Origin of the sequence: Pseudomonas cerasi, assembly GCF_900074915.1 — a bacterium.
In the GTDB taxonomy this organism is placed as follows: Bacteria; Pseudomonadota; Gammaproteobacteria; order Pseudomonadales; family Pseudomonadaceae; genus Aquipseudomonas; species Aquipseudomonas cerasi.
Window position 1 is genome coordinate 600,720 of the sequence record NZ_LT222319.1, and the last position, 24,429, is coordinate 625,148.

Annotated in this window: 29 protein-coding genes; 25 read left to right on the forward strand and 4 right to left on the reverse strand. The window is 60.0% G+C overall.

Annotated features, from left to right (window positions below; genetic code table 11):
• Positions 1 to 159: 159 nt before the first annotated feature.
• The 4 genes from estP to PCPL58_RS05165 all read right to left on the reverse strand — a co-directional run bounded on the left by estP (position 160) and on the right by PCPL58_RS05165 (position 3,564).
• The gene (estP, locus tag PCPL58_RS05150) at positions 160 to 2,082 is read right to left on the reverse strand and encodes an esterase EstP (protein WP_065351002.1); all 1,923 of its coding nucleotides are present in this window, start codon (positions 2,080 to 2,082) and stop codon (positions 160 to 162) included.
• A 105-nt stretch (positions 2,083 to 2,187) separates the two neighbouring features.
• Positions 2,188 to 2,430 carry a pyocin activator PrtN family protein gene (locus PCPL58_RS05155; RefSeq protein WP_003316268.1) on the reverse strand — a complete coding sequence of 81 codons (243 nt, stop codon included), beginning with the start codon at positions 2,428 to 2,430 and terminating at the stop codon, positions 2,188 to 2,190.
• A gap of 121 nt (positions 2,431 to 2,551) precedes the next feature.
• Positions 2,552 to 2,800 (reverse strand): DUF1654 domain-containing protein, encoded by a 249-nt coding sequence (locus tag PCPL58_RS05160; protein WP_002551908.1) that lies wholly within the window; start codon positions 2,798 to 2,800, stop codon positions 2,552 to 2,554.
• 152 nt (positions 2,801 to 2,952) lie between these two features.
• On the reverse strand, positions 2,953 to 3,564 hold the full coding sequence (locus tag PCPL58_RS05165; RefSeq protein ID WP_003372744.1) for a LexA family protein: 612 nt from the start codon (positions 3,562 to 3,564) through the stop codon (positions 2,953 to 2,955).
• Between the two features lie 189 nt (positions 3,565 to 3,753).
• Between PCPL58_RS05165 and PCPL58_RS05170 the strand changes: the two genes are divergently transcribed.
• The 25 genes from PCPL58_RS05170 to PCPL58_RS05290 all read left to right on the forward strand — a co-directional run bounded on the left by PCPL58_RS05170 (position 3,754) and on the right by PCPL58_RS05290 (position 24,429).
• Positions 3,754 to 4,197, forward strand: coding sequence for a hypothetical protein (locus tag PCPL58_RS05170; protein WP_002551910.1), 444 nt, complete (start codon positions 3,754 to 3,756; stop codon positions 4,195 to 4,197).
• A gap of 272 nt (positions 4,198 to 4,469) precedes the next feature.
• A complete protein-coding gene (locus PCPL58_RS05175) occupies positions 4,470 to 4,664 on the forward strand; it encodes a Com family DNA-binding transcriptional regulator (protein WP_003372742.1) in 195 nt (64 codons plus the stop codon).
• A 2-nt stretch (positions 4,665 to 4,666) separates the two neighbouring features.
• Positions 4,667 to 5,839, forward strand: coding sequence for a cellulase family glycosylhydrolase (locus PCPL58_RS05180; protein ID WP_044309482.1), 1,173 nt, complete (start codon positions 4,667 to 4,669; stop codon positions 5,837 to 5,839).
• A 122-nt stretch (positions 5,840 to 5,961) separates the two neighbouring features.
• On the forward strand, positions 5,962 to 6,351 hold the full coding sequence (locus PCPL58_RS05185; protein ID WP_003411734.1) for a hypothetical protein: 390 nt from the start codon (positions 5,962 to 5,964) through the stop codon (positions 6,349 to 6,351).
• On the forward strand, positions 6,332 to 6,670 hold the full coding sequence (locus PCPL58_RS05190; RefSeq protein ID WP_003372736.1) for a hypothetical protein: 339 nt from the start codon (positions 6,332 to 6,334) through the stop codon (positions 6,668 to 6,670). The genes PCPL58_RS05185 and PCPL58_RS05190 overlap by 20 nt, the downstream gene beginning before the upstream one ends.
• Positions 6,671 to 6,716: 46 nt before the next feature.
• Positions 6,717 to 7,307: a phage tail terminator protein gene (locus PCPL58_RS05195; protein WP_003433201.1), complete on the forward strand. Its 591-nt coding sequence runs from the start codon at positions 6,717 to 6,719 to the stop codon at positions 7,305 to 7,307.
• On the forward strand, positions 7,304 to 7,492 hold the full coding sequence (locus tag PCPL58_RS05200) for a DUF2635 domain-containing protein (RefSeq protein ID WP_003419716.1): 189 nt from the start codon (positions 7,304 to 7,306) through the stop codon (positions 7,490 to 7,492). The genes PCPL58_RS05195 and PCPL58_RS05200 overlap by 4 nt, the downstream gene beginning before the upstream one ends.
• Before the next feature lie 18 nt (positions 7,493 to 7,510).
• A complete protein-coding gene (locus tag PCPL58_RS05205; protein ID WP_065348952.1) occupies positions 7,511 to 9,007 on the forward strand; it encodes a phage tail sheath subtilisin-like domain-containing protein in 1,497 nt (498 codons plus the stop codon).
• Between the two features lie 60 nt (positions 9,008 to 9,067).
• Positions 9,068 to 9,415, forward strand: coding sequence for a phage tail tube protein (locus tag PCPL58_RS05210; protein ID WP_003372729.1), 348 nt, complete (start codon positions 9,068 to 9,070; stop codon positions 9,413 to 9,415).
• Complete coding sequence (locus PCPL58_RS05215) at positions 9,412 to 9,708, forward strand: phage tail assembly protein (RefSeq protein WP_003316280.1); 297 nt, start codon at positions 9,412 to 9,414, stop codon at positions 9,706 to 9,708. Before PCPL58_RS05210 ends, PCPL58_RS05215 begins: the two co-directional genes overlap by 4 nt.
• A 130-nt stretch (positions 9,709 to 9,838) precedes the next feature.
• Positions 9,839 to 12,106 (forward strand): phage tail tape measure protein, encoded by a 2,268-nt coding sequence (locus PCPL58_RS05220; protein WP_065348953.1) that lies wholly within the window; start codon positions 9,839 to 9,841, stop codon positions 12,104 to 12,106.
• Positions 12,103 to 13,527 carry a DNA circularization protein gene (locus PCPL58_RS05225; RefSeq protein WP_065348954.1) on the forward strand — a complete coding sequence of 475 codons (1,425 nt, stop codon included), beginning with the start codon at positions 12,103 to 12,105 and terminating at the stop codon, positions 13,525 to 13,527. The genes PCPL58_RS05220 and PCPL58_RS05225 overlap by 4 nt, the downstream gene beginning before the upstream one ends.
• Positions 13,528 to 13,530: 3 nt before the next feature.
• Positions 13,531 to 14,658: a phage baseplate assembly protein gene (locus PCPL58_RS05230; protein WP_065348955.1), complete on the forward strand. Its 1,128-nt coding sequence runs from the start codon at positions 13,531 to 13,533 to the stop codon at positions 14,656 to 14,658.
• Complete coding sequence (locus PCPL58_RS05235) at positions 14,655 to 15,167, forward strand: phage baseplate assembly protein V (RefSeq protein WP_003372720.1); 513 nt, start codon at positions 14,655 to 14,657, stop codon at positions 15,165 to 15,167. The genes PCPL58_RS05230 and PCPL58_RS05235 overlap by 4 nt, the downstream gene beginning before the upstream one ends.
• Positions 15,164 to 15,562 carry a phage GP46 family protein gene (locus tag PCPL58_RS05240; RefSeq protein WP_003394886.1) on the forward strand — a complete coding sequence of 133 codons (399 nt, stop codon included), beginning with the start codon at positions 15,164 to 15,166 and terminating at the stop codon, positions 15,560 to 15,562. Before PCPL58_RS05235 ends, PCPL58_RS05240 begins: the two co-directional genes overlap by 4 nt.
• Complete coding sequence (locus PCPL58_RS05245; protein WP_065348956.1) at positions 15,552 to 16,592, forward strand: baseplate J/gp47 family protein; 1,041 nt, start codon at positions 15,552 to 15,554, stop codon at positions 16,590 to 16,592. The genes PCPL58_RS05240 and PCPL58_RS05245 overlap by 11 nt, the downstream gene beginning before the upstream one ends.
• A complete protein-coding gene (locus PCPL58_RS05250) occupies positions 16,580 to 17,179 on the forward strand; it encodes a YmfQ family protein (RefSeq protein WP_003394883.1) in 600 nt (199 codons plus the stop codon). Before PCPL58_RS05245 ends, PCPL58_RS05250 begins: the two co-directional genes overlap by 13 nt.
• Positions 17,180 to 17,189: 10 nt before the next feature.
• A complete protein-coding gene (locus PCPL58_RS05255; RefSeq protein ID WP_065348957.1) occupies positions 17,190 to 19,064 on the forward strand; it encodes a phage tail protein in 1,875 nt (624 codons plus the stop codon).
• A gap of 10 nt (positions 19,065 to 19,074) precedes the next feature.
• Positions 19,075 to 19,620, forward strand: a complete 546-nt coding sequence (locus tag PCPL58_RS05260; protein ID WP_065348958.1) for a tail fiber assembly protein — start codon at positions 19,075 to 19,077, stop codon at positions 19,618 to 19,620.
• 111 nt (positions 19,621 to 19,731) lie between these two features.
• Positions 19,732 to 20,277: a glycoside hydrolase family 19 protein gene (locus tag PCPL58_RS05265; protein ID WP_003433193.1), complete on the forward strand. Its 546-nt coding sequence runs from the start codon at positions 19,732 to 19,734 to the stop codon at positions 20,275 to 20,277.
• Entirely contained in the window at positions 20,274 to 20,786 is a 513-nt protein-coding gene (locus PCPL58_RS05270; RefSeq protein WP_003372700.1) for a lysis system i-spanin subunit Rz, read from the forward strand. Before PCPL58_RS05265 ends, PCPL58_RS05270 begins: the two co-directional genes overlap by 4 nt.
• A 409-nt stretch (positions 20,787 to 21,195) precedes the next feature.
• The gene (locus PCPL58_RS05275; RefSeq protein ID WP_003433192.1) at positions 21,196 to 21,795 is read left to right on the forward strand and encodes an aminodeoxychorismate/anthranilate synthase component II; all 600 of its coding nucleotides are present in this window, start codon (positions 21,196 to 21,198) and stop codon (positions 21,793 to 21,795) included.
• A 21-nt stretch (positions 21,796 to 21,816) separates the two neighbouring features.
• Positions 21,817 to 22,866 (forward strand): anthranilate phosphoribosyltransferase, encoded by a 1,050-nt coding sequence (gene trpD, locus PCPL58_RS05280; RefSeq protein WP_003372695.1) that lies wholly within the window; start codon positions 21,817 to 21,819, stop codon positions 22,864 to 22,866.
• On the forward strand, positions 22,863 to 23,699 hold the full coding sequence (gene trpC / locus PCPL58_RS05285) for an indole-3-glycerol phosphate synthase TrpC (protein ID WP_003433191.1): 837 nt from the start codon (positions 22,863 to 22,865) through the stop codon (positions 23,697 to 23,699). Before trpD ends, trpC begins: the two co-directional genes overlap by 4 nt.
• A 34-nt stretch (positions 23,700 to 23,733) precedes the next feature.
• Positions 23,734 to 24,429 (forward strand): lipoate--protein ligase family protein, encoded by a 696-nt coding sequence (locus PCPL58_RS05290; RefSeq protein ID WP_065348959.1) that lies wholly within the window; start codon positions 23,734 to 23,736, stop codon positions 24,427 to 24,429.

Below are 24,429 nucleotides of genomic sequence, written 5' to 3' on the forward strand. Positions count from 1 at the left end.
GATCCAGCGTGGGAATGCCGTGGGTGACGCTCCGCGTCACCGATCCGCACCGCGCCGCAGTTCTCAGGATAGGACGCGGAGCGTCCAGAACGGCATGCCCACGCGGAGCATGGGCACGATAGTCAGATCATCGTCCCTCACGCTCCCTCCTGCGGCAGTCTAAAAACTCAGACTCAACGCGACATTCACCTCTTGCTGGGTCACGTCATCGTTCTTGCGCCAGTTGTAATTGCCGCGCAGTGTCAGGTCCTGAGTCAGCTTCTGGCTGACGCCCAGGGTTGCCCGGTTCAGGTCGCGTTGCGGCGTGTAGCCTTCCAGCGTGAAACCCACTGACTGGACACTGTTGAGCGCCATGGTTACGTCCTGCTGATCGGTCTCGAACTCCCGCTCATGGGCAACTTCTCCCCATACCTGTGTGCTCGGTGTCACCTGGAATTTGCCCTGCACACCCACGCCTGCACGCCGCGATTTGCGCGTCTGGTCACTGAAGGTCAGCGCGGTCGAGCGGTCGCCTTTTTCCGAGTAGCCGTCGACATCGATGTGCGCGTAATCGGCGCTGACGAAAGGCGACAGATGCCAGCGACTGGTCGGGCCCGCGATGTCGAAGCCCACTCGCCCGCTGGCAGCCCACATTTCACCGTCGGTATCGCCTTTTTCTTGACCTTCGCTGACGCCCAGCGCGAACTTGCGCTCGGCATTTTCGTAGTCCAGTTTGCCGCCCGACACTGCCAGATCACCCCACCAGTGGTTGGCCTGATACTGCAGGAACGCAGTGGCGATGTAGCTGTTGAGTTTGTAGTCCGAGTCTCTTGGGCCGGCCTCAAGATTCTGGCGATACGCGCCGGCGACAACCCCTGTGCGCCAGTTTTCGGCAAACCGGTAGCTGCCGCCTATGGTCAGGTTATAGCCTCTTCCGTCAGCATCAGCCGAGCTGTCCTGCGCGTCGAAGTCCATTTTCTGACCGCCTGCCGAAAGCATGCTCTGCCACTGCCCGACACCTTGCCAGTTGCCCCAGTCGCTGAGCCACTGGGCGCGAATTTCGTCCTGATGCATACGCAGCGTGCCATTGGCCATTTCCGGCAGCAGGGAGACTTCCCAAGGGGCGGAAAGCAGCGAGTAGGCGTAGTCGGCCAGCAACCTCTGTCCGGCCTCGGTCGGGTGCACGCGATCGTTGAAGAACAGCCGGTCCGGATTCGGCGTCGCACTGGACCTGCCGTTGGTGGTGCTCTCCCGGCAGCTATTGCCGCTGAAACAGGTGCTGACCAGATTCTCGTTGGGATCGAACCCGAAGCGTGCCGGTTCAGCGAGGATCTCATTGATCAGCAATGGAACGTTCAGCGGAATGATCTGCGCATTGATCTGCGCCAGTCGGCTGACCAGTTGCTGATTGAAGCCCGCGCTGAGTGCCGAGGTGGCCGAAGCCAGTGGCGAACCGCTCAAGGCTGGCGTTTTACCGATGTCCGGCAGCAACCAGACCATGATGTAGCGCGCACCGGCCTGTTGCAGGGCTTGCGCGCTGTCCGCCAGCTGATTGGCGGCTTGCGCGGCGCTGCTGGCACTCAACACGCGACCTTGCAGAAAATCGTTGCCGCCTCCGGTCAGGTAGTAAAGAGCGTTGGGGTCAGCGCGAAAACCGTTGGCGGGCAGATAACCTGTCCGGCTGCGCAGCAGCGTGCCGGTGTTCGGGTCGACGACGGTGGATTGCGAGTTGATCGAGTCGAGAATCTGATCGGTCCGATAGCCGCCGACCGCCCAGTTATTGCCATCGGGCACTCCCAGCGCAGCATTGACCGGTGACGTCGACGCCGCCAGATCTCCTGACGGCACACCGAGCATCCTGCCGATCAGCGTCGACGAGTTCAGGTTGAACACTTCACCGCTGCCGTCCTGATAGGTGGGGCCGACACGATTGGTGAACCTGAGCGTGGAGCCTCTGGGCCCGGCGGTGTCCGGAAACTGCCCGGCATCGGCGAGACTGTCACCGAACACCACCATGGTCGAATAGGGCGCGGCAGCAGCGCTGCCGCAGGCAAGCGATAACAGGCAGGCCGCGAAGGGCCAGCGCCTCGATGTCTTGGTCATGAACGGATCCCGATTGTTTTTGTTTTGTACTGGAAACGTAGCAAGATTTTTCATGGCTGCAAAGTTCGATGAACATTATCGCGCTGCGGCGGTGCTTTTTTGACCTCAGGCTGCCCTGTTGGTCACGATGGCGCTCAGGTAGTTGGCCAGGTCATGCAGGTACACGAAGGGGTGACCCTGACGACTGCCGCCTGTGCGGCTGACCTTCAAGTCGATGCGTCCTGCGTTGATCTTGCGCAGCAGATTCCTGTCGTTCGACAGGTGCGAAAAATAACGTTCTCGGACGGCGCTCAGTGAAGGGCACGGCGTGGCGAATTCTTTGCGAAGTTGATCCAGTATTTCGTTCATTCCATGACTCCCTGTGGTTTGCATGTGAGTACTCCCGAGATGGGGTGCAGACAAACAATACGATATGTAGCGCATCGTGACAATACAGTTTGTATTTTAAATACGATTTGTATTGTTCGTCTCACAGGGAATCGATGTACCAGGACACGCGAGCAGTGCCGTTTTCAGGGTTGCGGGTGACGCTGATACCTTCGGCCTCGCTGATCTGATCCATGATGCGCTCCCAGTGAGCCACCGATTCGCCAGGCTCCCTGATCAGCAGGACCTGATGCTCGATCTGCGCCTTGTCACTGGTGATAGCGTCCTGAATGCGCTGTGCCAAGGCCAGGTAAGCGTCATGTTGCGAGGTGTCGGGGAACTGCTTGAGCATGAGTGAACTCCTTTTTACTGTATGTGCATACAGTAATTGAGGGGTGTTTCTCACGCAAGCTACAAATGTTTCCTACACGGACACCTGCCCGGGACGAAACAGTGGCGCATGAAAAAGCCCCGGTTATCGGGGCTTGGACGTGGCATGCCGGGTCAGAGACGCATTGTCATCTGCCTGATGACACCGATCAGTTTGCACTCCTCGGTCACCGCAAGGGTCGGGTAGGCGGGGTTCAGCGGCTTGAGAAAGTAGCGTCCGGCGTCTTCGACCAGTTTTTTGAACGTGGCCTCGTTACTTTCCGGCAGTTTGGCGATGACCAGCTTGCCGGCAGTGGGCTCGATTCCGGTGTCGACCAGAATCAACATGCCTTCAGGAATGCTCTGGCCTGCGGGTGCGGTCATCGAATCGCCACGGACCACCAGCCAGAAGGCTCTGCCCTTGGCTTTATAGTCGCTGATCTCGAAGGTGTCCGAATAGCCGGCAGGGTAGGGCTCGACGGCTTCACTCCAGCCACCGGCCTCTACCCAGCTGATGACCGGATAGCGATAGAAACGCGAGGGCTGCACCGTGGGCTCCACGTTGTGCATGCCGGGCTCGCTGGCCGGAATGGAGGTGGTGAGAATCGGCAGGCCGAGTTCGGTCAGGAACCGATTGATAACCTCGATCTTCGGCTCACGCTTGCCATTCAGCCAATGCCCTACCGCGCCGGGCGTCACGCCCATCCGCTCAGCCATCTCTTCCTGGCTGATCTGCTGGGTTTCCATGACCTGTCTTGCGACTTCATACCATTTTCTGTTCATGCGTCGAATCATACAGGCTGTAGGGTGTTGAGCAATATACATAATGTAATGCTTCGTTGTGTCATAAAAATACAAAATGTATTGTAAGGCCTTGGTTCTGCGCAGTGAAAGACGCTGCGCAGCGTTTCAGAAAGGTCCTACAGGAGAGACACGATGATCGAGAAAATAGAAGCCGTGATGCAGCATTGGGGGGAACAGCGCATGCGCATTGGCCTGGGCGGCGGACTGAGCAGCCCGATGGCCGGGATCATGGAGTGGGGCGCGTACATTCCGCGTCGCACACCCGGCTCGCGCGCACTGGTGGGTAATGGCAGCGGCCTGGACTATATAAGCAGCGAAGTCGAGGCGGCTGTGGCGCAGCTTTCGCGCAGCCCTGCAAAGAGCCGCGGGCCTGAACTGGCGCAACTGGCGACATTGCGTTATGTCGAGTCGTTGCCGGTGCGCGAGCAGATGCGTCTGGTGGGCATCAATGAAGGCGCAGACCGCACCTATCGCAACTGGATCAACAAGCTTCACCAGCAAGTGCTGGCGATTCTCGCTGAGCGCAGCGCTTCCAGAAGCAACAACGCCGTCGCCGACAAGGCTGCGCAAGGGTAAATGAAGACACGGTTTCACGCCGTTTATCCGGGTCGATTGCACAGCTGTGGCCGAACTCGTGTTGAACTCCGGTCAAACTCGACCCACCCCGAAACTGCCCCTTCCCAGGCTTTCCGGAGGGGGGTAAAAAGGTCCCACGATATGCGATTTGCGCCTCAGGGCAGCAGCCGGAAACAGGCTGATCAACAGCCACAACCGGTCACTCGCGACCCAAACAAAACCCCGCTTCGGCGGGGTTTTTCATTGGGCCAGGCACACGGAGGCCAGTGCACATGTTGAAGGACTATCGATGCGGGCAGTGCAAGAAGCTGCTGGCCCGCATGGGTGAGTACACAGAGCTCCAGATCAAATGTTCCCGCTGCGGAACGTTGAATCATGTGAAGGCCACGAGCCTCGAGTTATCGCCGTTGAGCGACAGAGGTACAGCAGCGTCGTTGCTGCCTCGCGGTGCTAACCAGAGGTATTAATCATGTCCAATAGCAGTTCTGCTATCAGCCAGCTCAAGAATATTCCGCTGGTAGGTATCAACCTGGGTTCAGTGGCAAACGCCGGGCAGATCGTGCCGGGCGAGGCAGGGACTCATTATCAGTGGCCCAATCGTGGAACCATCACTACCTGGGTCAAGAATCGGGGCGTGCGTCTGATCCGTTTCCCGTTCGAACTTCAGCGCGCTATTCAGCTGTCGACTCTGGACGGCTTGCCAGGCCAAGGGGCGAACCTGAATACCGACTTCGTGAAGCGCTGGAAAGAAATGCTTGGCTGGATTCGTGAAGACTCCAATGGCGAGGCCAGAATCATTCCTGATCCGCACCACTACATGCGTTTGCATCGCTACGAAACCGATGCAAACGGGAACCTGACCGGGCGCATTCTTCCTGCCGCGGAGGCCGGTAATCAGAACGGCTGGAAGGCAACCGAGTCGGTATTGATCAAGGATGGGAACGGTGTCAGTGGCACTTTCTGGAGCGCCGTTCACCTGGCCAACTTTCACCAGAAGCTGGTCACCGAATGCGACGATCCGATGGTGCTGGGCTGGGGGTTGGGTAACGAGCCGTATTCGAATACTACGGTGGGTGCCAAGGACTACATTACGTTCCCTGCTCTTGAGGCGCTGTACATCAGCACGATGAATACCGTGCTGCAGGCGTTGCGCAACAGCTCGAAAAAGCCGGTGTTCATTTGTGGGCTTGAGTTTGCAAGCGCCAGAAACTGGGCCACCGTCTCTGCCAACCTTCAGTCGAAGATCGTCGACCCGGCCAATGCAATTGTCTGGGAAGCCCATGCTTACGGCGATTACGATAAAAGCTCCAGCGGTGCCTACGCCAATAACAACGACCTGATCTCGCCGACCGTTCTGCGCGATGAAATCGTGGGTCCGTTTCTGACCTATGCCAAGACCAACAAGATGGCTGCATTTATCGGCGAAACAGGGATTCCGCCAACGGCTGCCGGTCGCACCGCGCTGAAAAACCTGCTCGATAAAGCGAAGGCGGAAAAAGTGCCAGTGACACTGTGGGTCACGGGGCCAGGCACCGATGGCGAAAAGATGAGCCTGGAGGCCAGCAATCAGGCGGAGACCGTCGCACTGGTCACACCGTACTTTGCCGAGCGCATTGCCCTATGGGGTTATGCACAAGCATGACGGTGCGAGTCATTCCGTTCTGACCCAACAACGGAGCCCCGCATCAAGGGGCTCTTTCCAGTTTATTCAGGCTTTCGATTTTCGAGGGCCCTGAGAGTCCACCACCCTATTACGGAGCACCAATGGACCCAACCGACCTAGGCCCAGGCACAGCTACCTGGCTGGGCGGCACGGGCACAATTCTGCTTGGCGGCTTTCTATGGCTGCGCAAGTTTCTTTCCAGAGATGCAACAGACCGGGCGATGGACAACGCGGACATCGGTACGGTGCGCCGCCTCAATGAACTGCTCGACTCCGAGCGCCAGGCGCGCAAGGAAGCTGAAGCGCGGGCTGATCAGTTCGCCAAGGAGCGCAACGAGCTCGCCGCAGCGGTTGGGCGGATGGAGGGCAAGATCGAAGCCCTCACCAGCCACATCGTTCAACTCACCGACAAGGTCACCACGCAAAGCGCCGAAATAGCCCGGCTGCGATCCCAACTCGGAGGTGCAAACGATGCACAGATGCGCAATTGATTTCATCGCTCGCCATTGGTGGCGGCGCCTGGAGGTCTGGCTGATTTCCGTGCTGCTGATCGCTGGCTGCCTGATGCTCGGTTTTCAGGCCGGGCAGTGGTCGGCGAATGCCGAGCATACGCAGCAGCTGGCCGAGGTTCGCAATGCCTACGACGCAGCACTGGGCAAGCGCGACCGGCGCCTGGACAGGCTGGCCGAAACCACCACCCAGGCGGCAGACAAGGTCGAGAGTGCTGCATCAATTGCCAATCAGGCCGCTCACACGGCCAGCCGTGCTGCAGACAAGGCTGATGAGGCGTTGGGCAAGGCGAACCAGTAGGCGTTTCCCACGCCGCAATCAACCTTCAACACACGCGGAACCCCTCATGAAGATAACCCCGATAGTTGCCCACTTGCAGGCGACCTGCCCGAGCTTTGCCGGGCGAATCAGTGCCGGTATCGACTGGGCGGCGGTCGCCCTCGGTGATCAGCTCGCCCACCCGTCGGCGTACGTGATTGCCACTGGCGATCAGTCCACCGCCAACGATTTGCAGAACGTCATTCGCCAGAACATCACCGACACGATCGATGTCGTGGTGGTGCTCGATGGCGGTGACAAGCGCGGGCAGGAAGCCAGTGAGCAACTGCATGCCCTGCGCGCCGAACTGTGGCGTGCGCTGGTGGGCTGGAACCCGGATCACGATTACGACGCGATGCAGTACACCGGTGGCGCGCTGGTGCAGATCAGCGGCGACCGGGTGACGTATCGCTTCGGCTTTGCAGCGCAGTTTCAACTGGGCCGCAATACCTCCGATCAGCCTGCCGAGACCTGGCACGAAGCGTATCTGGATGGTTTGCCCGGGTTTACCGGCGCCACCATTGAGATGGACTGCGTTGACCCCGCAGATCCGAACCTGAAATCCCCCGGCCCTGATGGCCGTATCGAAGCGAAGTTCACAGCAGAGGTAACCCCATGACTCAACGCATCACTGTAGTACCGGCCGAGGGCCGCACTGTGCCGGATCCGGAGGCGGGCGATTTGCTGCCCGTCGAAGGCCGGCAGGTGACCTTCAACGCCTGGTGGCAGCGTCGTCAGAACGACGGCGACATCACCCTCAAAACCGAGCAATCCACCACCACCCATCAAGCCTTCACGGCTTAACCAAGAGGAAGCCAAACAATGGCTATCAGCTTTAACAACATTCCATCCGATGTTCGCGTTCCGCTGTTTTATGCGGAGATGGACAACTCGGCCGCCAACAGCGCGTCGGCCAGCATGCGTCGACTGATCGTTGCGCAGGTCAACGACGATGTGTCCGGCCCTGAACTGGGTTCTCTGGTGCTGGTGCCAAGCGTGGCGTTGGCGAAAAACATCGGCGGTCAGGGCTCCATGCTGGCCGCCATGTATGAAACCTGGCGCAAGGCGGACCCCACCGGCGAAGTCTGGTGCCTGCCGCTGCTCAATACCGAAGGCGCCAAGGCCGGCGCGAAAGTCACCCTCAGCGGGGCGGCGACCGAAGCCGGTCTGCTGAACCTGTATGTCGGCGGCATGCGAGTGCAGGCCACTGTCGTTAATGGCGCAACCGCTGCCCAGGCGGCCACGGCACTGTCGGTGAAAATCAACGCCACACCTGATCTGCCGATCACCGCGGCTGTCGAAGCGGGTGTGCTGACCCTTTCCTGCAAATGGAGCGGGGCAAGCGGCAATGACATCCAGCTGGAATTCAATCGCCAGGGCAAGACCAATGGCGAAGTCATTCCTGCCGGCCTGACGGCGGCAGTCACCGCCATGACTGGTGGCGTAGGTACGCCTGATCAGCTCAAGGCACTGGCTGCGCTGGGCGATGAGCCGTTCGAGTTCATCTGCATGCCCTGGACCGACACCGCCACGCTGGATGCCTGGAAAGCGGCAATGGACGACAGCACCGGTCGCTGGAGCTGGGCGCGTCAGTTGTACGGTCACGTTTACAGCGCCAAGCGCGGCACGGTCGGTACGCTGGTGGCCGCAGGTCAACTGCGCAACGATCAGCACATCACCCTGCAGGGTGTCGAAAACGGTGTGCCGCAACCTGTCTGGCTGCAAGCCGCTGCCCTGGCTGCGCGCACGGCGGTGTTCATTTCTGCCGACGCCAGCCGTCCGACCCAGAGCGGCACCATGCCTGGTATCGATCCGGCTCCGGCCAGTCAGCGTTTCACCCTGACCGAGCGTGAGTCGCTGCTGCGTTACGGCATCGCCACGGCGTACTACGAAGGCGGTTACGTGCGCATTCAGCGTTCGATCACCACCTACCAGAAGAACGCTTACGGCCAGGCGGACAACTCGTACCTGGACAGTGAAACCATGCACCAGTCGGCGTTCATCATCCGTCGTCTGCAAGGCATCATCACCAGCAAGTACGGCCGCCACAAGCTGGCCAACGATGGCACGCGCTTCGGTGCCGGCCAGCCGATCATCACGCCGAGCACCATCCGTGGCGAGTTGATTGCGCAATACGCACGTCTTGAAGAAGAGGGTCATGTGGAGAACGCCGAAACGTTCGCCCAGCACCTGATTGTCGAGCGTGACGGCAATGACCCAAGCCGCGTGAACGTGATGTTCCCGCCTGACTACATCAACGGCCTGCGCGTGTTCGCGCTGCTCAACCAGTTCCGCTTGCAGTACGACGAAGCGGCATAAGCCTAACCAACCCTTTCAAGCCCGCCTCGTGCGGGTTTTTTCATTCTGGAGATAAACAACATGGGTCAGAAAGTTGCGGGTACCTGCTACATCAAAGTGGATGGCACCCAATTGACCATCAGCGGCGGCGGCGAAGCGCCTCTGATGAACATCAAGCGCGAGACGGTCGTGCCTGGTTACTACAAGGAAACCGAAAAGGCCGCCTGGTTGAAATTCACCGCCGTGCATACCGCGGATCTGCCGCTCAAGCTGCTCACTACCGGTGTGGATATGACCATCACCTGTGAGTTCAAGAACGGCAAGACCTACGTCCTGTCCGGCGCCTACCTGGTGGATACGCCGAGCAGCAAAGCTGACGACGGCACCATCGAGCTGCAATTCGACGGCAATCAGGGGAGCTGGCAATGAGTGAAGTCATCGACCTGGCCAGCCCGATCGAAGCGCACGGCGAAACCCTTTCGCAACTGACCTTCCGGCGCCCTACGGCGCAGGAAGCGCGGGCTATCAAGGCTCTGCCGTACAGGATCGACAAGAACGAGGAAGTTTCCCTGGATCTGGACGTGGCGGCGAAGTACATCGCCGTCTGCGCCGGCATCCCGCCCTCGTCGGTCAATCAGATGGACCTGTGCGACATCAATACGCTGAGCTGGAAGGTTGCGAGTTTTTTCATGGCAGCGGCATCAGCGACCTCGAAGGACTGATCGCCGTCGTTTACGACCTCGCGTATTTCTGGAAGACCGATCCCGAACTGATGATGTCCAGGGAGCTGGACGTCATCACCGAGTCGATCTTGCAGACGCAACGCATCAACCAGATCCTGCAGGGGGAGTGATGGCAGACACTATCAAGACGCTGATTACCGGCGTCGACCAGCTGTCTCCAACGCTGGCAACTATCCGCAACAATGTCAAAGGCCTCGAGACCAGTCTGGGGGCCATAGAACTTGGCAAGGCAGTCACGGACAACGCTTTGGCGGGGCCTTTGATTGCCGGGGTAAAGGCAGCGATCGGTTTCGAGACCAGCATGGCCGGCGTGAAACGGTCGGTCACCTTTGAAACACCGCAACAGTTCCAGCAGATGAGTTCCGACATTCTGGACCTCAGTGAACGGCTGCCGGAAAGCGCCAACGGTATCGCGGCGATTGTCGCCGCGGGTGCCAAGGCCAATGTACCGCGCGAAGAACTGACCGGGTTTGCCAGCGACGCCGTGAAAATGGGCGTCGCATTCGATCAGACAGCGGCCGAGTCGGGCGACATGATGGCCTCATGGCGGTCATCGTTTCAGATGACTCAGCCGCAGGTCACGGCGTTGTCCGAGAAGATCAACGTGCTCGGCGGCAACAACCTGGAAAAGAAAATCGCCACCATGGTCACTGCAATGGGCCCGCTCGGGCCGGTTGCGGGGATGGCCTCCGGGCAACTGGCGGCCATGGGCGCAACCCTGGCCAGCGTCGATGTGCCGGCCGATGTGGCCGCCAGCGGCATGAAGCGTTTCATGCAGTCGTTGACCGAAGGGGGCGCGGCGAAAGCCGGGGCGTTCGAGGCGTTGCAGCTCGACGTCAACCAGCTGACCCAAGGCATGCAGAGTGACCCGTCCGGGACCATTGAAAAGGTTCTGACGGCGGTTTCCAGTGTTGATCCCGGCAAACAGTCGGACGTCATCACGCAGCTGTTCGGTGCCGAATCGCTGGGCGCGATCACGCCGCTGCTGGCCCACCTCGATGTGCTCAGGTCCAACCTGGCCAAGGTCGGGGAGGGCGTGCAAAACAGCGGCTCCATCGAGAAGGAGTTCGCAGACAACTCCCAGACCACGGCCACTGCCATCAAAGAGATGACCAACCGTGTCGATCGTCTGGGCATCAATATCGGCAGTATGTTCCTGCCGGCGATGAACGAAGCAATGGCCGTGATCGGGCCGATGATTTCTCAGGTCGCCGCGCTGGCGGCCGAACACCCTGGCGTGATCAAGGGTGTGGTGGCCGCTGCGATTGCGTTCGGTGTATTGCAAGTTGCGGTCATGACCGCGACGACCGCCATGAGCGTACTTAGCGCGGTGATGGGCCTGTCACCGCTGGGCCTGATCGTGCGCGGCCTCGCGCTGGCGGCAGGTTTTCTGATCGCCAACTGGTCGACCGTCGCACCTTATTTCCAGGCGGTCTGGGAGGCGATTCGCGGACCGGTGATGGCGCTGTGGGACGTACTCAAGGCGGTCTTCGCTTGGACGCCGCTGGGCATGATCGCAGCCAACTGGCAGCCACTGACCGAATTCTTTGCTGCGCTGTGGAACGTGATCAAGGCGCTGGCCACGCCGTTTTTCGATTTTCTGCAGACGCTGTTTGCGTGGTCGCCATTGGGCATGGTTGTGGCCAACTGGCAGCCGTTGTCCGAGTTCTTTGCTGCGCTGTGGGACGTGATCAAGGCGCTGGCCACGCCGTTTTTTGATTTTCTGCAGACGCTGTTTGCGTGGTCGCCATTGGGCATGGTCGTGGCCAACTGGCAGCCGCTGTCCGAGTACCTGGCCGGCCTGTGGGAAACCATCAAGGCCGAGGCGCAACCGTTTACCGATGTGCTGGCAACGCTGTTCAGTTTTTCGCCGCTGGGCATGGTCATCGAGAACTGGCAGCCGATCAAAACCTGGTTCGCAGGTCTGTGGGCGGGCATCAAGCCATTCATCGAACCGATCATGAGCCGGTTTGGTGGCGACACTGATAAGACTGTCCTGCAGAGGGCGACCGAGACGGCCAATCGGTTCGCGGAAGAACAGCGGATACGCAACGCAGGGCCGGGCGGCGGGACCGGTGCGTTTCTGGCGGCCGGTGCCGTCGAGAACGTTCGCATGAATCAGCAGTTGCTCAATCAGGCCACTGGCGTGCCGTCGACCAGCCAATTGCTCGGCGTACCCACCCCGCTGGCGCCCGGCAGCCTGTTGTTGCAACAGGGCGCAGCCGGGGCCGGCCCGCGACTTGAAGGCGAGCTCAACATTCGCTTTGAAAACGCGCCGTTGGGCATGCGCGCCGGACAAGTGCAAACCAACCAGCCGGGTTTGACGATATCGCCAAACGTCGGTTATCGAACCCTCGGCGCAGGAGCCGGATCATGAGTACATGGCGTGACAGCCTGCTGCCGGCGTCTTTCCGTGGCGTCGGTTTTTTCATTGAAAAAGCCGTCGTTCCGGCAGGTCGCAAGGGGCAGTTGCATGAGTTTCCACAACGCGACGAGCCTTATTTCGAGTCGCTGGGCAAACAGTCGAAAGTGCATACGCTGACGGGGTTCATTGTCGGTCCCGACTGTTTCGAACAGCGAGACAGACTGCTACAGGCACTGGAGCAGGAAGGTGCCGGCGAGCTGGTGCATCCGTGGTTGGGTCGTGTGCAGGTCCAGGTTGGCGAGTGCGGCGTCACACACAACCTGAACGAAGGCGGACTCGTCCGACTGGACCTGAAATTCTATCCGGCCAACCCGCTCAAGTTTCCCGTGTCGACGCTCAATACGCGACGGCAGTTGCTGGGCGCGTCCGAGAGCCTGCTGGATTCGGCGCTCAGGCGCTACCGCTCGGTGATGGCCACAGTGGACGCGGTACGTATCAACATTCAGGCGCTGCGCAGTGCCTTGTCGGGCGTATTTGCGACCATTCAGCGGCAGTTCACACCGTTCATGACGATCTATTCGGATGTCACTGCGCTGGTGCATTCGCTGGTCAATGCGCCGTTGACGGTCAGCACGCTGTTTACCACGTTCTTCGCCAGTTTCGACGGGGACAGTCGTCGAGCCAGAAGAGCTAACGGCACCAGTAGTATTGGCGGGGCGAGTGCCGGGACAAGTGCCGGGTCAGGTTCCGGCAGCTCGACAGGGGGCGGCTCAGGCAGCGGATCCGCGAGTGGCAGTAACGGCACCGCTGCGAGCAGCGCGGCAGCAAGGTCCGGCAGCAATGGCGGCGTGTCCTCTGTTGAAACGGTCGATTATCGCTCCGTGATTTCCGAGGCCACGCAACAGGCGGAAGCGGTGTCCGGCATCAATCTGGTTAGCCAGGGCAGCGGGCTGGATACCGGCGTGACAGCTCAGGCCGCGGCCAATCTGGTTCAGGATGCCTTGTTGGTCAAGGTGGCGAAAATCGTCGCGAGCATGCCGGTTGCGACGACCGTCACGCCGCTCACCTTGGTGCCGTCGCTGGATCAGCAAGTGACGCAAGCGCTGCAGCGCGTCGATGTGCCGGTTGCCGATGACGTCATCGAACTGCGTGACACGCTGAGTTCGGCGATCTGGGAAGCGTCGTTGAAAGCCGATCCCGAACATTACCTGGCGCTCAACACGTTGCGTCAGGCGTTGATCAGGCACCTCAACGCGGTGGCGGCCTCCGGTGTACGTCTGGTGGACATGAAGGTCTCCGAGCCTTTGCCCGCGCTGGTGCTGGCCTATCGCCGATTCGGTGACGCCAGCCGGGCGCAGGAAATGGTGCAGCGCAATCGGCTGGCCCACCCGGGTTTCGTACCGCCAGGCACGCTGAAGATCGCACAGGAGTGACCCATGATCGACCCTAACGTTGTCACCCTGACGGTTGACGAGCACGACTACGCCGGCTGGAAGTCGGTGGAAATCTCTGCCGGGATCGAGCGTCAGGCGCGCAGCTTTGACGTGAGCATTACCTGGCAGTGGCCGGGCACTGAAATCTCGCATCCGATCACGCCCGGCGCAGCGTGCGAAGTACGTATCGGCGGCGAGTTGATTCTGACCGGCTGGGTGTTTGCCGCGCCGATCAGCTATGACGGCAAGCAAATCACGCTAAAGATTTCCGGACGCTCGAAAACCGCCGACCTCATCGACTGCTCGGCCATCAACAGGCCGAGCCAGTGGAAGGAGGTGGGGGTGTTGAAGATTGTTGAAGCGCTGGCTGCTCCTTATGGTTTGTCGGTGATCAGCGAAATACCGGAGACCTCGAAGATGGCCGATCACACCATCGAGCCTGCCGAAACCGTGTTCAAGTCCATTGACCGGCTGCTGACCCTGTTCCGGATTTTTTCCACCGATGACGAATACGGCAATGTGGTGCTGGCCAGGCCGGGTAGTCGTGGGCAGAGCGCAGACGCGCTCGAACTCGGCAAGAATGTGTTGAGCGCCGTCATCACGCGGGACTTTTCCGGGCTTTTTTCCGAGTACCGGGTTATTGGTCAACAGACCGGTAATGACCAGACGTTCGGCAAGGAGTCGTCGGAGGTCTCGGCAGAAGTCACGGATAACCGGCATGACGACCCTGCGCATAAAAAGCGTCTTCGCGTACTGGTCGTTCATGAGGATGCGCCGATCACACCGAAACTTGCCCTGAGTCGCGCCAATTGGGAGCGTGGTCAGCGGGCCGGCAAGGTGCTGCTCACCACCTATAAGGTCCAGGGCTGGCGGCAGTCCAACGGGGCGCTCTGGCGGCACAACACCATGGTCCGGGTGATTGATCCGGTCATCGGTTTCACAAGCCGCAACATGCTGATTTCAGCCGTGACCTACTCGCTGAGCGACCAAGGCACGATCACCACACTGGTGGTCGGTCCGCCTGAAGGTTTCCAGGCCGAGCCAGGTGACCCCAACAAGCGCAGCAAGGTGCAGGTCAATCAGGACGCTTACTCCTGGCTGCTGCCCATCGACGAGGAAACAACCTCATGAGCTTACTCAATCGCATGCTGGTGCGCGGCACGGTGGTGCTCGCCAGGGCCAGCAGCAAAATGCAGGCGCTGCAAATGCGCCTCACCGCCGGAGAGGTCAAGGACGACATGGAGCACTTCGAACCCTATGGCTTCACCAGCAACCCGCTGGCTGGCGCCGAGGGCATTGCCGCCTTCATTGGTGGCGACCGGTCGCACGGTCTGCTGCTGGTGGTGGCCGACCGGCGCTATCGCCTCAAGGGCCTGGAGTCGGGCGAAGTGGCGATCTATACCGACGAGGGCGACAAGATTCACCTCAAGCGCGGCAAGGTCATCGACATTGAAACCGACACCCTGAACATCAAGGCGACGGTGGCCGTGAACTTCGACACACCGCAGATCACCCAGACCGGAAAGATCGTTTCCCAGGGAGACCAGCTTGCCGCTGGCATCAGCCAGATCAGCCATCTGCACGGCAACGTGCAGGGCGGTAATGGCCAGAGCGGGCCGCCCGTTGGAGGTGCTGGATGATTATCGAAGGCTCTCTGCAAGCGTCCTTGCTGCGCTCGGTGGTCATCAGCCTGTTCACCTGGCGGCGTGCCGAAGCGGACGACCCGTTCGACGATGCCGAGCGCTATGGCTGGTGGGGCGACACCTACCCGGCACAGGCCAATGACCGCATTGGTTCCAGGCTGTGGCTGCTGCGCCGGGTCAGGCTGACTGCCCAGACCCAGCGCGACGCCGAGTTCTATGCCCGCGAAGCGCTCGACTGGCTGATCGAAGATGGCCAGGTCAAGCACATCAACATCCTTACCGAACAGGTTCAGAGCAACCGCCTGAACCTGGGCGTCGAGCTGGTCGTCTCGGACGGTCAGCTCGTGCGTTTCAACCCTTCTGAACAGTGGCAGGTGATTTATGCCGTTTGAAACACCTACGTTACCGGCGCTGATCAACCGAACCCAGGTCGACCTCGCCGACGAAGCGCTGCGTCAGTCCGATGCGCGGGTATTGTCCCGTGCGCACAGCGGCGCGGCCTACGGTCTGTACGGCTATCAGGACTGGATCGCCGACCAGATTCTGCCGGACACCGCCGACGAGGAAACCCTCGAGCGGCAGGCCATCCTGCGCCTGAGGCAACCGCGCAAGGTGGCACAGGCCGCTACCGGCACGGTGCGCTTTACCGCTGCAGCCGGCGCGGTGCTGGATGCGGACACTGTGCTGCAGTTCAGTGATGGACGCTTCTACCGCGTGACCACAGGCGTCACCACGGTTGCGGGCAATAACACCACCACGGTCGAAGCAGTCGATGCCGGTGTTCTGGGTAATGCGGATGCCGGTCTGGTCATGACTGCCGTGCAACCGGTCGAAGGCATCGACAGCACCTTCACCGTCATTGCCGACGGACTTTCCGGCGGCATCTCGCAGGAAAGTATCGAGTCGTTGCGTGCGCGTGTCGTGCGCTCCTACCGGGTCATTCCGCATGGCGGCAATCAGGATGATTACGTGACCTGGGCGCTGGAAGTGCCGGGCGTGACGCGCGCCTGGTGTGTGCGCCGGTTCATGGGGCCAGGGACTGTGGCGGTGTTCTTCATGCGTGACGACCAGGCCGATCCCATTCCTGACGCCGAGCAGCTGGCTGCGGTCGCTGCGTATATCGAGCCGCTGCGTCCGGTCACCGCAGACGTGTATGTGCTGGCGCCGGTGCAGAAACCGGTGGTCTACACCATCCGGCTCACACCGGATACCTCCGCCGTGCGGGCGGCGGTCGAAGCGCAACTGCTGGACCTGCACAACCGTGAGGGCGGACTGGGCGAAACCCTGTTGCTCACGCATATCGCCGAAGCCATCAGCCGCGCGACAGGCGAAACCGATCATGTGCTGGTTTCACCCGTGGCCAACGTTACTGCGGCGGCCAACCAGTTGCTCACGTTCGGGGGTATTCAATGGTCGTCATAAGAACTGCCGAACACTACGCCGGACAACTGCAGGCGCTGTTGCCACCTGGTCCCGCGTGGGATCCGGAGCGGGTGCCGGAATTGCAGCAGGTCATTACCGGCCTGTCCCGCGAGTTCGCACGCATCGATGGCCGCGCGTTCGACCTGCTCAACGAGATGGACCCCGCCACCGTCAGTGAGCTGGTCCCGGACTGGGAGCGGGTGATGAACCTGCCTGACCCGTGCCTGGGGCTCAAACCCTTGTTCGCAGATCGGCGCCTGTCTGTGCGCCAGCGGCTCGTGGCGACAGGAGGGCAGAACGCAGCGTTCTACATCGACATTGCCATCAGCCAGGGCTACCCCGATGCCACTGTGACCGAGCACCGAGCGCCCCGTATGGGGCGTTCGCGTTTTGGCCAGGCGCACTTCGGCACCTGGAGCGCGCAATTCATGTGGACCCTGAACACCGGCGGGCGCCAGCGCCTGGGCCGACGCTTTGGGGCCAGCTACTGGGGAGAGCGGTTCGGGGTCAATCCCGGGCTCGCCATCGAATGTTTGATCCGTCGAGCAGCACCGGCGCACAGCGTCGAATTCGTAAACTTCAACTGAGGAACACAATGTGGATTATCCCAAGAGTGTGCCGGGCGTAGGCTTGGCAAGCGGCAAGTTTGTAGATGAAAACCCGGCGACCGGCACCCCTGGTTCGCTGATCCCGGCGCAGTGGGGCAACTCGGTGACGCAGGAGATCTTGAACGTGATCCTGGGGGCTGGTCTCGTACCTAACGAGGAGGATGTCACCCAGTTACATCGAGCCATTCTTGGCCTGGCAGCATCCGATTACAAAAAATCGGTGCGTTGCGCCACGACAGTTTCCATTGGGCTGAGCGGTTTGCAGACCATCGATGACGTCACACTGGTGGCCGGTGATCGGGTGCTGGTCAAGAATCAGGATACTGCGTCGCAGAACTGGATTTATGTGGCCGCGGCAGGCGCCTGGGCTCGTGCGCAGGATGCGAACGAAAGCACCGAATGTACGCCGGGTCATATGGTGCCGGTGCAGGCCGGCACGAAGAACGCGGGCACCGTATGGCAACTGGTCAATACGACAGTGCCGGTGCTGGGTACAACTGACCTTGCGTTCGAGCGTCTGCTGGGACGCAGTGGTGTGGCCGCAGGTGATTACACGCGGGTCAAGGTCAATAAATATGGGCAGGTGGAAGAGGGGAGCAATCCGACAACCCTCAGCGGCAATGGTATTTCGGATGTGTACACCAAGGCCGAGGCCGATCTGCGCGATCTTCAGCGGCCGCTACGTGATTCCATTACCTATGTGGGGCTGGCCAATAACAAGCCTGATGCGCCTTACATGCGCCGTGAGTCCGATGGCGCTCTGGTTTCCCTGCAACCGAGCCTGGGATTCACTCCGGTACAACAAGGAGGGGGTACCGGTCAGCTCGACAACAAGGTGAAGATCGGCTGGTCGAATAATGGCCTCAAGGCGATGGTCGATAATACTGACCTTGGCAATATCTGGTATGCGAACAACTTTAATCCAGCCACCAAAGCTGACTGGGGCACTACGCTGGCGTCTTATAAAATTACTGACGCTTATACCAAGGCTGAGGTGTATGCCAAAAGCGAAGTGGATACGCGTTTGGCAACCAAAGCATTGGCTGACAGCATTACTTATGTGGGGCTGGGCAGTGGGGATCTAGGGCAGCCCTACATGCGGCGTGCTGCTGACTCTGTCATTAGCTGGCTTCAGACAAAGTTGGGGTACACGCCCGTCCAGCAAGGTACAGGCACAGGTCAATTCAATAACGTTGTGAAGATAGGCTGGTCGGATAACGGCCTCAAACTGACCGTGGACGCTACAGACTTGGGACGCGTTTGGTATGCGGCCAACTTTGATCCCAATGGAAAGGCCAACTGGGGGACCACGCTTGCTGCGTATGGCATCACCGACGCTTATACCAAGGCCGAGACGGATGTTCGTGACGCGCAGCGACCCACAGCGGACTCCATAACTGTTCTCGGCTTTGCCGGTAATGACGTAAACCTGCCTTATATGCGCAGAGCCTCTGACGGTCAGGTCTATTACCTGCAACCTCGTCTTGGCTACACGCCAGTCGAGCAGGGCGGCGGTGCCAACATGTCCGCTAACAAGGTTCGCCTTGGCTACAACGGTGCCGGTAGTTTGCGCCTTCAGGTCGACAGCTCTGACTTTGGCGACATGATCAACGATCAGAATTTGCCGGCAAAGGTTGCCGCACTGGGACTCGGCGGCATCGGTTCCTATGCATTTGCACGTGTCATCAACTCCCAGGGACAGGTCAATCAGGGAGGCACGGTATCCGGCACCAACCTGATCTATAGCTCCACAAACGGTAGCGATGGCGCCTCTAACAACTCCGGGCTTATCGGCGTAGGCACTTGGCGTGCACACGGCGCTTTTTCAGGCGGCGAACGCACACTTTTTCAACGAGTTGGATAAAGGTATTTATATGAACACAGTAATAAGTGCACGGAATCCTCGCTGGTCCGATCTGGCCCATACCTCCATCGTCCTGTCGGTGATTTTCGAGGAAACAAAGGACATTTTCGGTGAGGTGCCTTTTGGTGCCTCTGCCCATGACCCTGAGCCACATGGTGTAGACCTTTTCAACCGTGCAGTTGCAGGCGAGTTTGGCGAGATTCTAGAACCCACCGAGCAGATGGTTCATGCGCAAGTGATGTGCCAGCGTGGTATTTACTCGGCCGAGGTCACTGCGAAAATCAACGAATTGGTTGCCGCTCTGGATATGTTGCAAGATGCCGTAACCTTGGGTATGGCAACTGACGATCAGCGTAAATCACTGCCTGCTGTAAAAGCCGAGCTCGACGCGCTGCGCCTGTATCGGGTGCAACTTGCCCAACTCGAGACACTGCCAGGCTATCCAATGTCGTTCGATTGGCCGGTGCCGCCTGCGACGCCATTTGTATACGTTAAACCGTCTGCGGCACCGCTGTTGTCAATAGGCGTAAGTGAAGACGAACTGCCCAAGCCATAACGCCCCGCACTGACGGGGCGTTGTTTTATCTGCCGTTCAACTTGCTTTTACACAGGGGACTTTATCGGCTCAGGGGGCGGGTTAGTCCTGTAACCCCTAATAGGAGGACCTATGCCTATCAACCAGCAACAACTACTGCAAATCCTCCCCAACGCCGGCCCTAAAGCCGGCGTTTTCGTTCCTGCTCTCAACACCGCCATGGCCCGGTACGCCATCGACACTCGCCTGCGTATCGCCGCGTTCATCGCTCAGATAGGGCATGAGTCCGGGCAGCTTCGTTATGTGCGCGAGCTGGGTAGCGACAGCTATCTGGCCAAGTACGACACGGGCCAGTTGGCGCTGCGTTTGGGCAATACGCCAGAGGCAGATGGCGACGGTCAGTTGTATAGGGGCCGTGGGCTGATTCAGGTGACGGGGCGGACCAACTACGAGGCGTGCGGGGAGGCGCTCGGACTGGACTTGCTTGCCCAGCCGCAACTGCTCGAACAACCCGACCACGCGGCCATGTCGGCGGCATGGTTCTGGGACCGGGCCAACCTCAATGCGCTGGCAGACAAGGGTGATTTTCTGATGATCACCCGCCGCATCAACGGCGGTACCAACGGCCTGGCGGATCGGCAGGCGCTTTACCAGCGGGCATTGGAGGTGCTGCCGTGAAAGTGCTGGATATGCGATTCCTGATCCTCGCATTCGTGCTGGGGTCAGGGCTGGGTACATGGGCCGCCTGGAAATGGCAGGCGGCCCGCTATGGCCTGCAACTGTCCGCGCAACAGCTGACGTGGCAGCGCGAGCGCGAGCAGGCGGCGCTGGCGCTCGTCGACTGGCAGAACGCCGAGCAGGCACAACGACGGGCGCTGGAAGTCCGTTTGCACACCAACGATACAACCATCCACAAGGAGTTGAGCGATGCACAGACTGCTCAGGCTCGTTTGCGTGATCGCCTGGCTACCGCTGATTTGCGGTTGTCAGTCCTCCTCGCCAACAGTCCCGCCAACCGTGATGGCATGCCAGCCGGCACCGATACCGGCGGCGTGGTTCATGGAAGCTCGCGAGGCGAACTTGACCCAGCGGCTGCTGGACGAATTGTCGCCATCACCGACTACGGCGATCAGGGATTGATCGCTTTGAAGGCCTGCCAAGCCTACGTGCGCGAGATTGCGCACTGATGTTCCTCTCGGCTCCCCACCCTCGGCCATCGTGCCCCTGCCTCAATCCCGCCTCCGCAAGGAGGCGCGGCCCTCTTTTCAGCCTTTAACCGCTTTTCAATCGGCGCAGCCCGGTACATTCATATTGCACCGGCCGATTCGGTACGCTAATGTCCTGAAACGTACCGATGAGACCCCTTCCGTGACGACAGTCAGCAAGCTTTTGATGCGCGTTATCAAGGCTCACGCCCGTTGGCGTTGGCGCGCCTGACTATTTCCTTGCCGGCCCTGCCGGTCCCGTACCTGTATGCCTTCGATTTTGTGATGTTTTTCTCCGTCCCCCGGCCTTATGGCTGACGAGGGGATGCATGAGTGAAGCAGAATCCGGAAGGCCTGAATCAAGTCAGTAAATCAAAAGGTTGATAGCAAAATGCTGCTGATGATCGATAACTACGATTCGTTTACCTACAACGTCGTGCAGTACTTTGGTGAGCTGGGGGCAGACGTCAAAGTCATTCGCAATGACGAACTGAGCATCGCCGAGATCGAAGCCCTGAACCCGGAGCACATCGTGGTCTCGCCTGGCCCGTGCACGCCCAATGAAGCCGGCGTCTCGCTGGATGTGATCAAGCACTTCGCGGGCAAGCTGCCGATTCTGGGCGTGTGCCTGGGGCATCAGTCCATCGGTCAGGCCTTTGGCGGCGACGTGGTTCGTGCGCGTCAGGTCATGCATGGCAAAACCAGCCCGGTCATTCACGAAGATGGCGGGGTGTTCGATGGTTTGAATCATCCGCTGGTGGTCACCCGCTACCACTCGCTGGTGGTCAAGCAGGATACGCTCCCCGACTGCCTGGAAGTGACGGCCTGGACCGCGCTGGAAGACGGTTCGGTCGATGAGATCATGGGCCTGCGCCACAAGACACTGAACGTCGAAGGGGTGCAGTTTCACCCCGAGTCGATCCTGACCGAGCAGGGCCACGAGCTGTTCGCCAATTTTCTCAAGCAGAGTGGCGGCCATCGTCAGGGCTAAGGATTTTTTATGAGTACCCCCATGAATATCAAAAGCGCGCTGAATCGCGTGGTCAACCAACTGGACCTGACCACTGAAGAGATGAGCGATGTCATGCGCGAAATCATGACTGGCCAATGCACTGAAGCGCAGATCGGTGCGTTTCTGATGGGCATGCGCATGAAGAGCGAAACTATCGATGAAATCGTTGGTGCGGTGTCGGTCATGCGCGAGCTGGCCGGCAAGGTCGAACTGAAAACGCTGGATGGCGTGGTCGACATCGTAGGGACGGGCGGCGACGGCGCGAACATCTTCAACGTGTCGACGGCTTCTGCCTTCGTCATCGCAGCCGCCGGTTGCACAGTGGCCAAGCACGGTAATCGTGCTGTCTCGGGCAAAAGCGGCAGTGCCGATCTGCTTGAGGCTGCCGGGGTTTATCTGAACCTCACGCCTGTTCAGGTGGCGCGTTGCATCGACAGCGTGGGCATCGGTTTCATGTTCGCCCAGTCTCATCACACGGCCATGAAGCACACGGCCGGGCCGCGCCGCGAGCTGGGCCTGCGCACACTCTTCAATATGCTTGGCCCGCTGACCAATCCGGCGGGTGTTCGTCACCAGATCGTCGGCGTGTTCAACCAGGCGCTGTGCCGCCCGCTGGCCGAGGTGCTGCTGCGTCTGGGCAGCAAGCATGTGCTGGTGGTCCATTCGCAGGACGGCCTGGACGAATTCAGCCTGGCCGCACCGACCTTCGTGGCCGAGCTGAAAAACGGCGAAGTCACTGAATACTGGGTACAGCCCGAAGACCTCGGCATCAAAAGCCAGAGCCTGTACGGCCTTGCCGTGGAAAGCCCGGCGGCTTCGCTGGAGCTGATCCGCGATGCACTGGGACGCCGCAAAACCGAGAACGGCCAGAAAGCTGCGGAGATGATCGTGCTCAATGCCGGCGCCGCGCTTTATGCTGCAGATCACGCCACCAGCCTGAAAGAGGGCGTGGCCCTGGCACACGATGCGCTGCACACTGGCCTGGCGCGGGAAAAACTGGAAGAGCTGGGTGCCTTCACGGCGGTATTCAAGCAGGAGAACGAAGCATGAGTGTGCCAACCGTACTGGAAAAGATCCTCGCCCGAAAGGCCGAGGAAGTCGCGGCTCGTCGTGCGATTGTGAGCCTGGCCGAGCTTGAACAACAGGCAGCCCGGGCCGACGCGCCACGTGGCTTTGCCAAGGCATTGATCACTCAGGCCAAGGCAAAGCAGCCTGCCGTTATCGCCGAGATCAAGAAGGCCTCGCCAAGCAAGGGCGTCATCCGCGAACACTTCCTGCCGGGCGAGATCGCCAGAAGTTATCAGGCCGGTGGCGCAACCTGTCTGTCAGTGCTCACCGACGTGGACTTCTTTCAGGGCGCCGATGCCTATTTGCAGGAAGCACGTGCAGCGTGCAACCTGCCGGTGATCCGCAAGGATTTCATGATCGACCCTTATCAGGTGGTCGAAGCACGTGCTTTGGGCGCTGACTGCATTCTGCTGATTGTGTCGGCACTGGAAGACGCGCAAATGGCTGAACTGGCTGCCGTTGCCAAGAGCCTGAATCTGGATGTGCTGGTCGAGGTGCACGACGGCAACGAGCTGGACCGTGCACTCAAGACGCTCGATACACCGCTGGTGGGCATCAACAATCGCAACCTTCACACCTTTGAAGTGAGCCTGGAAACCACGCTGGACTTGCTGCCGCGTATTCCGCGTGATCGCCTGGTCGTCACCGAAAGCGGCATTCTCAATCGTGCGGATGTCGAGCTGATGGAAATCAGCGATGTCTATTCGTTTCTGGTGGGGGAGGCCTTCATGCGTGCCGAACACCCTGGCGCCGAGCTGCAGCGGTTATTCTTCCCTGAGCGCAAAATCGCGGTAAGCGCTTCGTCCATCGACTGAGCGCATTGAGCTGAACACCCTCCCGAGGTCCGGCATGCAAGACGCGATCATCGACATTTGTGTCGAACAATGCCTGCAGGCCGAGCAGGATCTTCTCGCCTCGGTATGCTCCGGGGCGGCAGATCACGGGCTGCTGTTCTGGCGGCCCAATGATCGAGCGCTGGTCATGCCACGGCGGATGAGCCGGTTACCGGGTTTTGCCGAGGCCAGCGAGACCCTGTCGGACAATGCATGGCCAGTCCTCTTGCGTGAAACCGGCGGCGAGCCAGTGCCACAGTCCTCTGCCACGCTGAACATCGCGCTGGTCTATGCGCAGCCGCACACTGATGTCGATCGCGACCGCATAGAAACCGCCTACCTGCGATTGTGTCAGCCGATTCTCGATCTGTTGAGCGAGCTTGGCGGCAAGGCTTCGCTGGGTGAGGTGGCAGGCGCATTCTGCGATGGCCGTTTCAATGTCAATCTCGATGGTCGCAAGATGGTTGGAACGGCTCAGCGCTGGCGTCAGAGCCAGGGCGGAACGCGTCCTGTAGTGCTGGCGCATGGTGCGCTGTTGCTGAATAACGAGCGCGTCCAGATGGCCGCTGCGGTAAACCGCTTCAATGAGCTGTGCGAGCTTGAGCCGCGTGTTCAGGCCGAAAGCCACATCGCCTTGTACGAAGCGTTTCCGGGCGCTGATGTCCTGGAGCGTCTGGCGCAGGCTTACCGGAAACTGCTCGCCGGGCTCTGA

What these genes read in the sequence shown, in the direction of transcription:
- PCPL58_RS05260 (WP_065348958.1), top strand. Translation starts at nt 19,075, where the DNA reads ATGAACACAGTAATAAGTGCACGGAATCCTCGCTGGTCCGATCTGGCC.
- PCPL58_RS05185 (WP_003411734.1), top strand. Translation starts at nt 5,962, where the DNA reads ATGGACCCAACCGACCTAGGCCCAGGCACAGCTACCTGGCTGGGCGGC.
- PCPL58_RS05210 (WP_003372729.1), top strand. Translation starts at nt 9,068, where the DNA reads ATGGGTCAGAAAGTTGCGGGTACCTGCTACATCAAAGTGGATGGCACC.
- PCPL58_RS05195 (WP_003433201.1), top strand. Translation starts at nt 6,717, where the DNA reads ATGAAGATAACCCCGATAGTTGCCCACTTGCAGGCGACCTGCCCGAGC.
- PCPL58_RS05200 (WP_003419716.1), top strand. Translation starts at nt 7,304, where the DNA reads ATGACTCAACGCATCACTGTAGTACCGGCCGAGGGCCGCACTGTGCCG.
- PCPL58_RS05275 (WP_003433192.1), top strand. Translation starts at nt 21,196, where the DNA reads ATGCTGCTGATGATCGATAACTACGATTCGTTTACCTACAACGTCGTG.
- PCPL58_RS05160 (WP_002551908.1), bottom strand. Translation starts at nt 2,800, where the DNA reads ATGCTCAAGCAGTTCCCCGACACCTCGCAACATGACGCTTACCTGGCC.
- trpD (WP_003372695.1), top strand. Translation starts at nt 21,817, where the DNA reads ATGAATATCAAAAGCGCGCTGAATCGCGTGGTCAACCAACTGGACCTG.
- PCPL58_RS05190 (WP_003372736.1), top strand. Translation starts at nt 6,332, where the DNA reads ATGCACAGATGCGCAATTGATTTCATCGCTCGCCATTGGTGGCGGCGC.
- PCPL58_RS05265 (WP_003433193.1), top strand. Translation starts at nt 19,732, where the DNA reads ATGCCTATCAACCAGCAACAACTACTGCAAATCCTCCCCAACGCCGGC.
- PCPL58_RS05170 (WP_002551910.1), top strand. Translation starts at nt 3,754, where the DNA reads ATGATCGAGAAAATAGAAGCCGTGATGCAGCATTGGGGGGAACAGCGC.
- PCPL58_RS05175 (WP_003372742.1), top strand. Translation starts at nt 4,470, where the DNA reads ATGTTGAAGGACTATCGATGCGGGCAGTGCAAGAAGCTGCTGGCCCGC.
- PCPL58_RS05180 (WP_044309482.1), top strand. Translation starts at nt 4,667, where the DNA reads ATGTCCAATAGCAGTTCTGCTATCAGCCAGCTCAAGAATATTCCGCTG.
- PCPL58_RS05290 (WP_065348959.1), top strand. Translation starts at nt 23,734, where the DNA reads ATGCAAGACGCGATCATCGACATTTGTGTCGAACAATGCCTGCAGGCC.
- PCPL58_RS05155 (WP_003316268.1), bottom strand. Translation starts at nt 2,430, where the DNA reads ATGAACGAAATACTGGATCAACTTCGCAAAGAATTCGCCACGCCGTGC.
- PCPL58_RS05250 (WP_003394883.1), top strand. Translation starts at nt 16,580, where the DNA reads ATGGTCGTCATAAGAACTGCCGAACACTACGCCGGACAACTGCAGGCG.
- PCPL58_RS05245 (WP_065348956.1), top strand. Translation starts at nt 15,552, where the DNA reads ATGCCGTTTGAAACACCTACGTTACCGGCGCTGATCAACCGAACCCAG.
- PCPL58_RS05205 (WP_065348952.1), top strand. Translation starts at nt 7,511, where the DNA reads ATGGCTATCAGCTTTAACAACATTCCATCCGATGTTCGCGTTCCGCTG.
- PCPL58_RS05215 (WP_003316280.1), top strand. Translation starts at nt 9,412, where the DNA reads ATGAGTGAAGTCATCGACCTGGCCAGCCCGATCGAAGCGCACGGCGAA.
- PCPL58_RS05165 (WP_003372744.1), bottom strand. Translation starts at nt 3,564, where the DNA reads ATGGAAACCCAGCAGATCAGCCAGGAAGAGATGGCTGAGCGGATGGGC.
- estP (WP_065351002.1), bottom strand. Translation starts at nt 2,082, where the DNA reads ATGACCAAGACATCGAGGCGCTGGCCCTTCGCGGCCTGCCTGTTATCG.
- PCPL58_RS05235 (WP_003372720.1), top strand. Translation starts at nt 14,655, where the DNA reads ATGAGCTTACTCAATCGCATGCTGGTGCGCGGCACGGTGGTGCTCGCC.
- trpC (WP_003433191.1), top strand. Translation starts at nt 22,863, where the DNA reads ATGAGTGTGCCAACCGTACTGGAAAAGATCCTCGCCCGAAAGGCCGAG.
- PCPL58_RS05230 (WP_065348955.1), top strand. Translation starts at nt 13,531, where the DNA reads ATGATCGACCCTAACGTTGTCACCCTGACGGTTGACGAGCACGACTAC.
- PCPL58_RS05240 (WP_003394886.1), top strand. Translation starts at nt 15,164, where the DNA reads ATGATTATCGAAGGCTCTCTGCAAGCGTCCTTGCTGCGCTCGGTGGTC.
- PCPL58_RS05220 (WP_065348953.1), top strand. Translation starts at nt 9,839, where the DNA reads ATGGCAGACACTATCAAGACGCTGATTACCGGCGTCGACCAGCTGTCT.
- PCPL58_RS05225 (WP_065348954.1), top strand. Translation starts at nt 12,103, where the DNA reads ATGAGTACATGGCGTGACAGCCTGCTGCCGGCGTCTTTCCGTGGCGTC.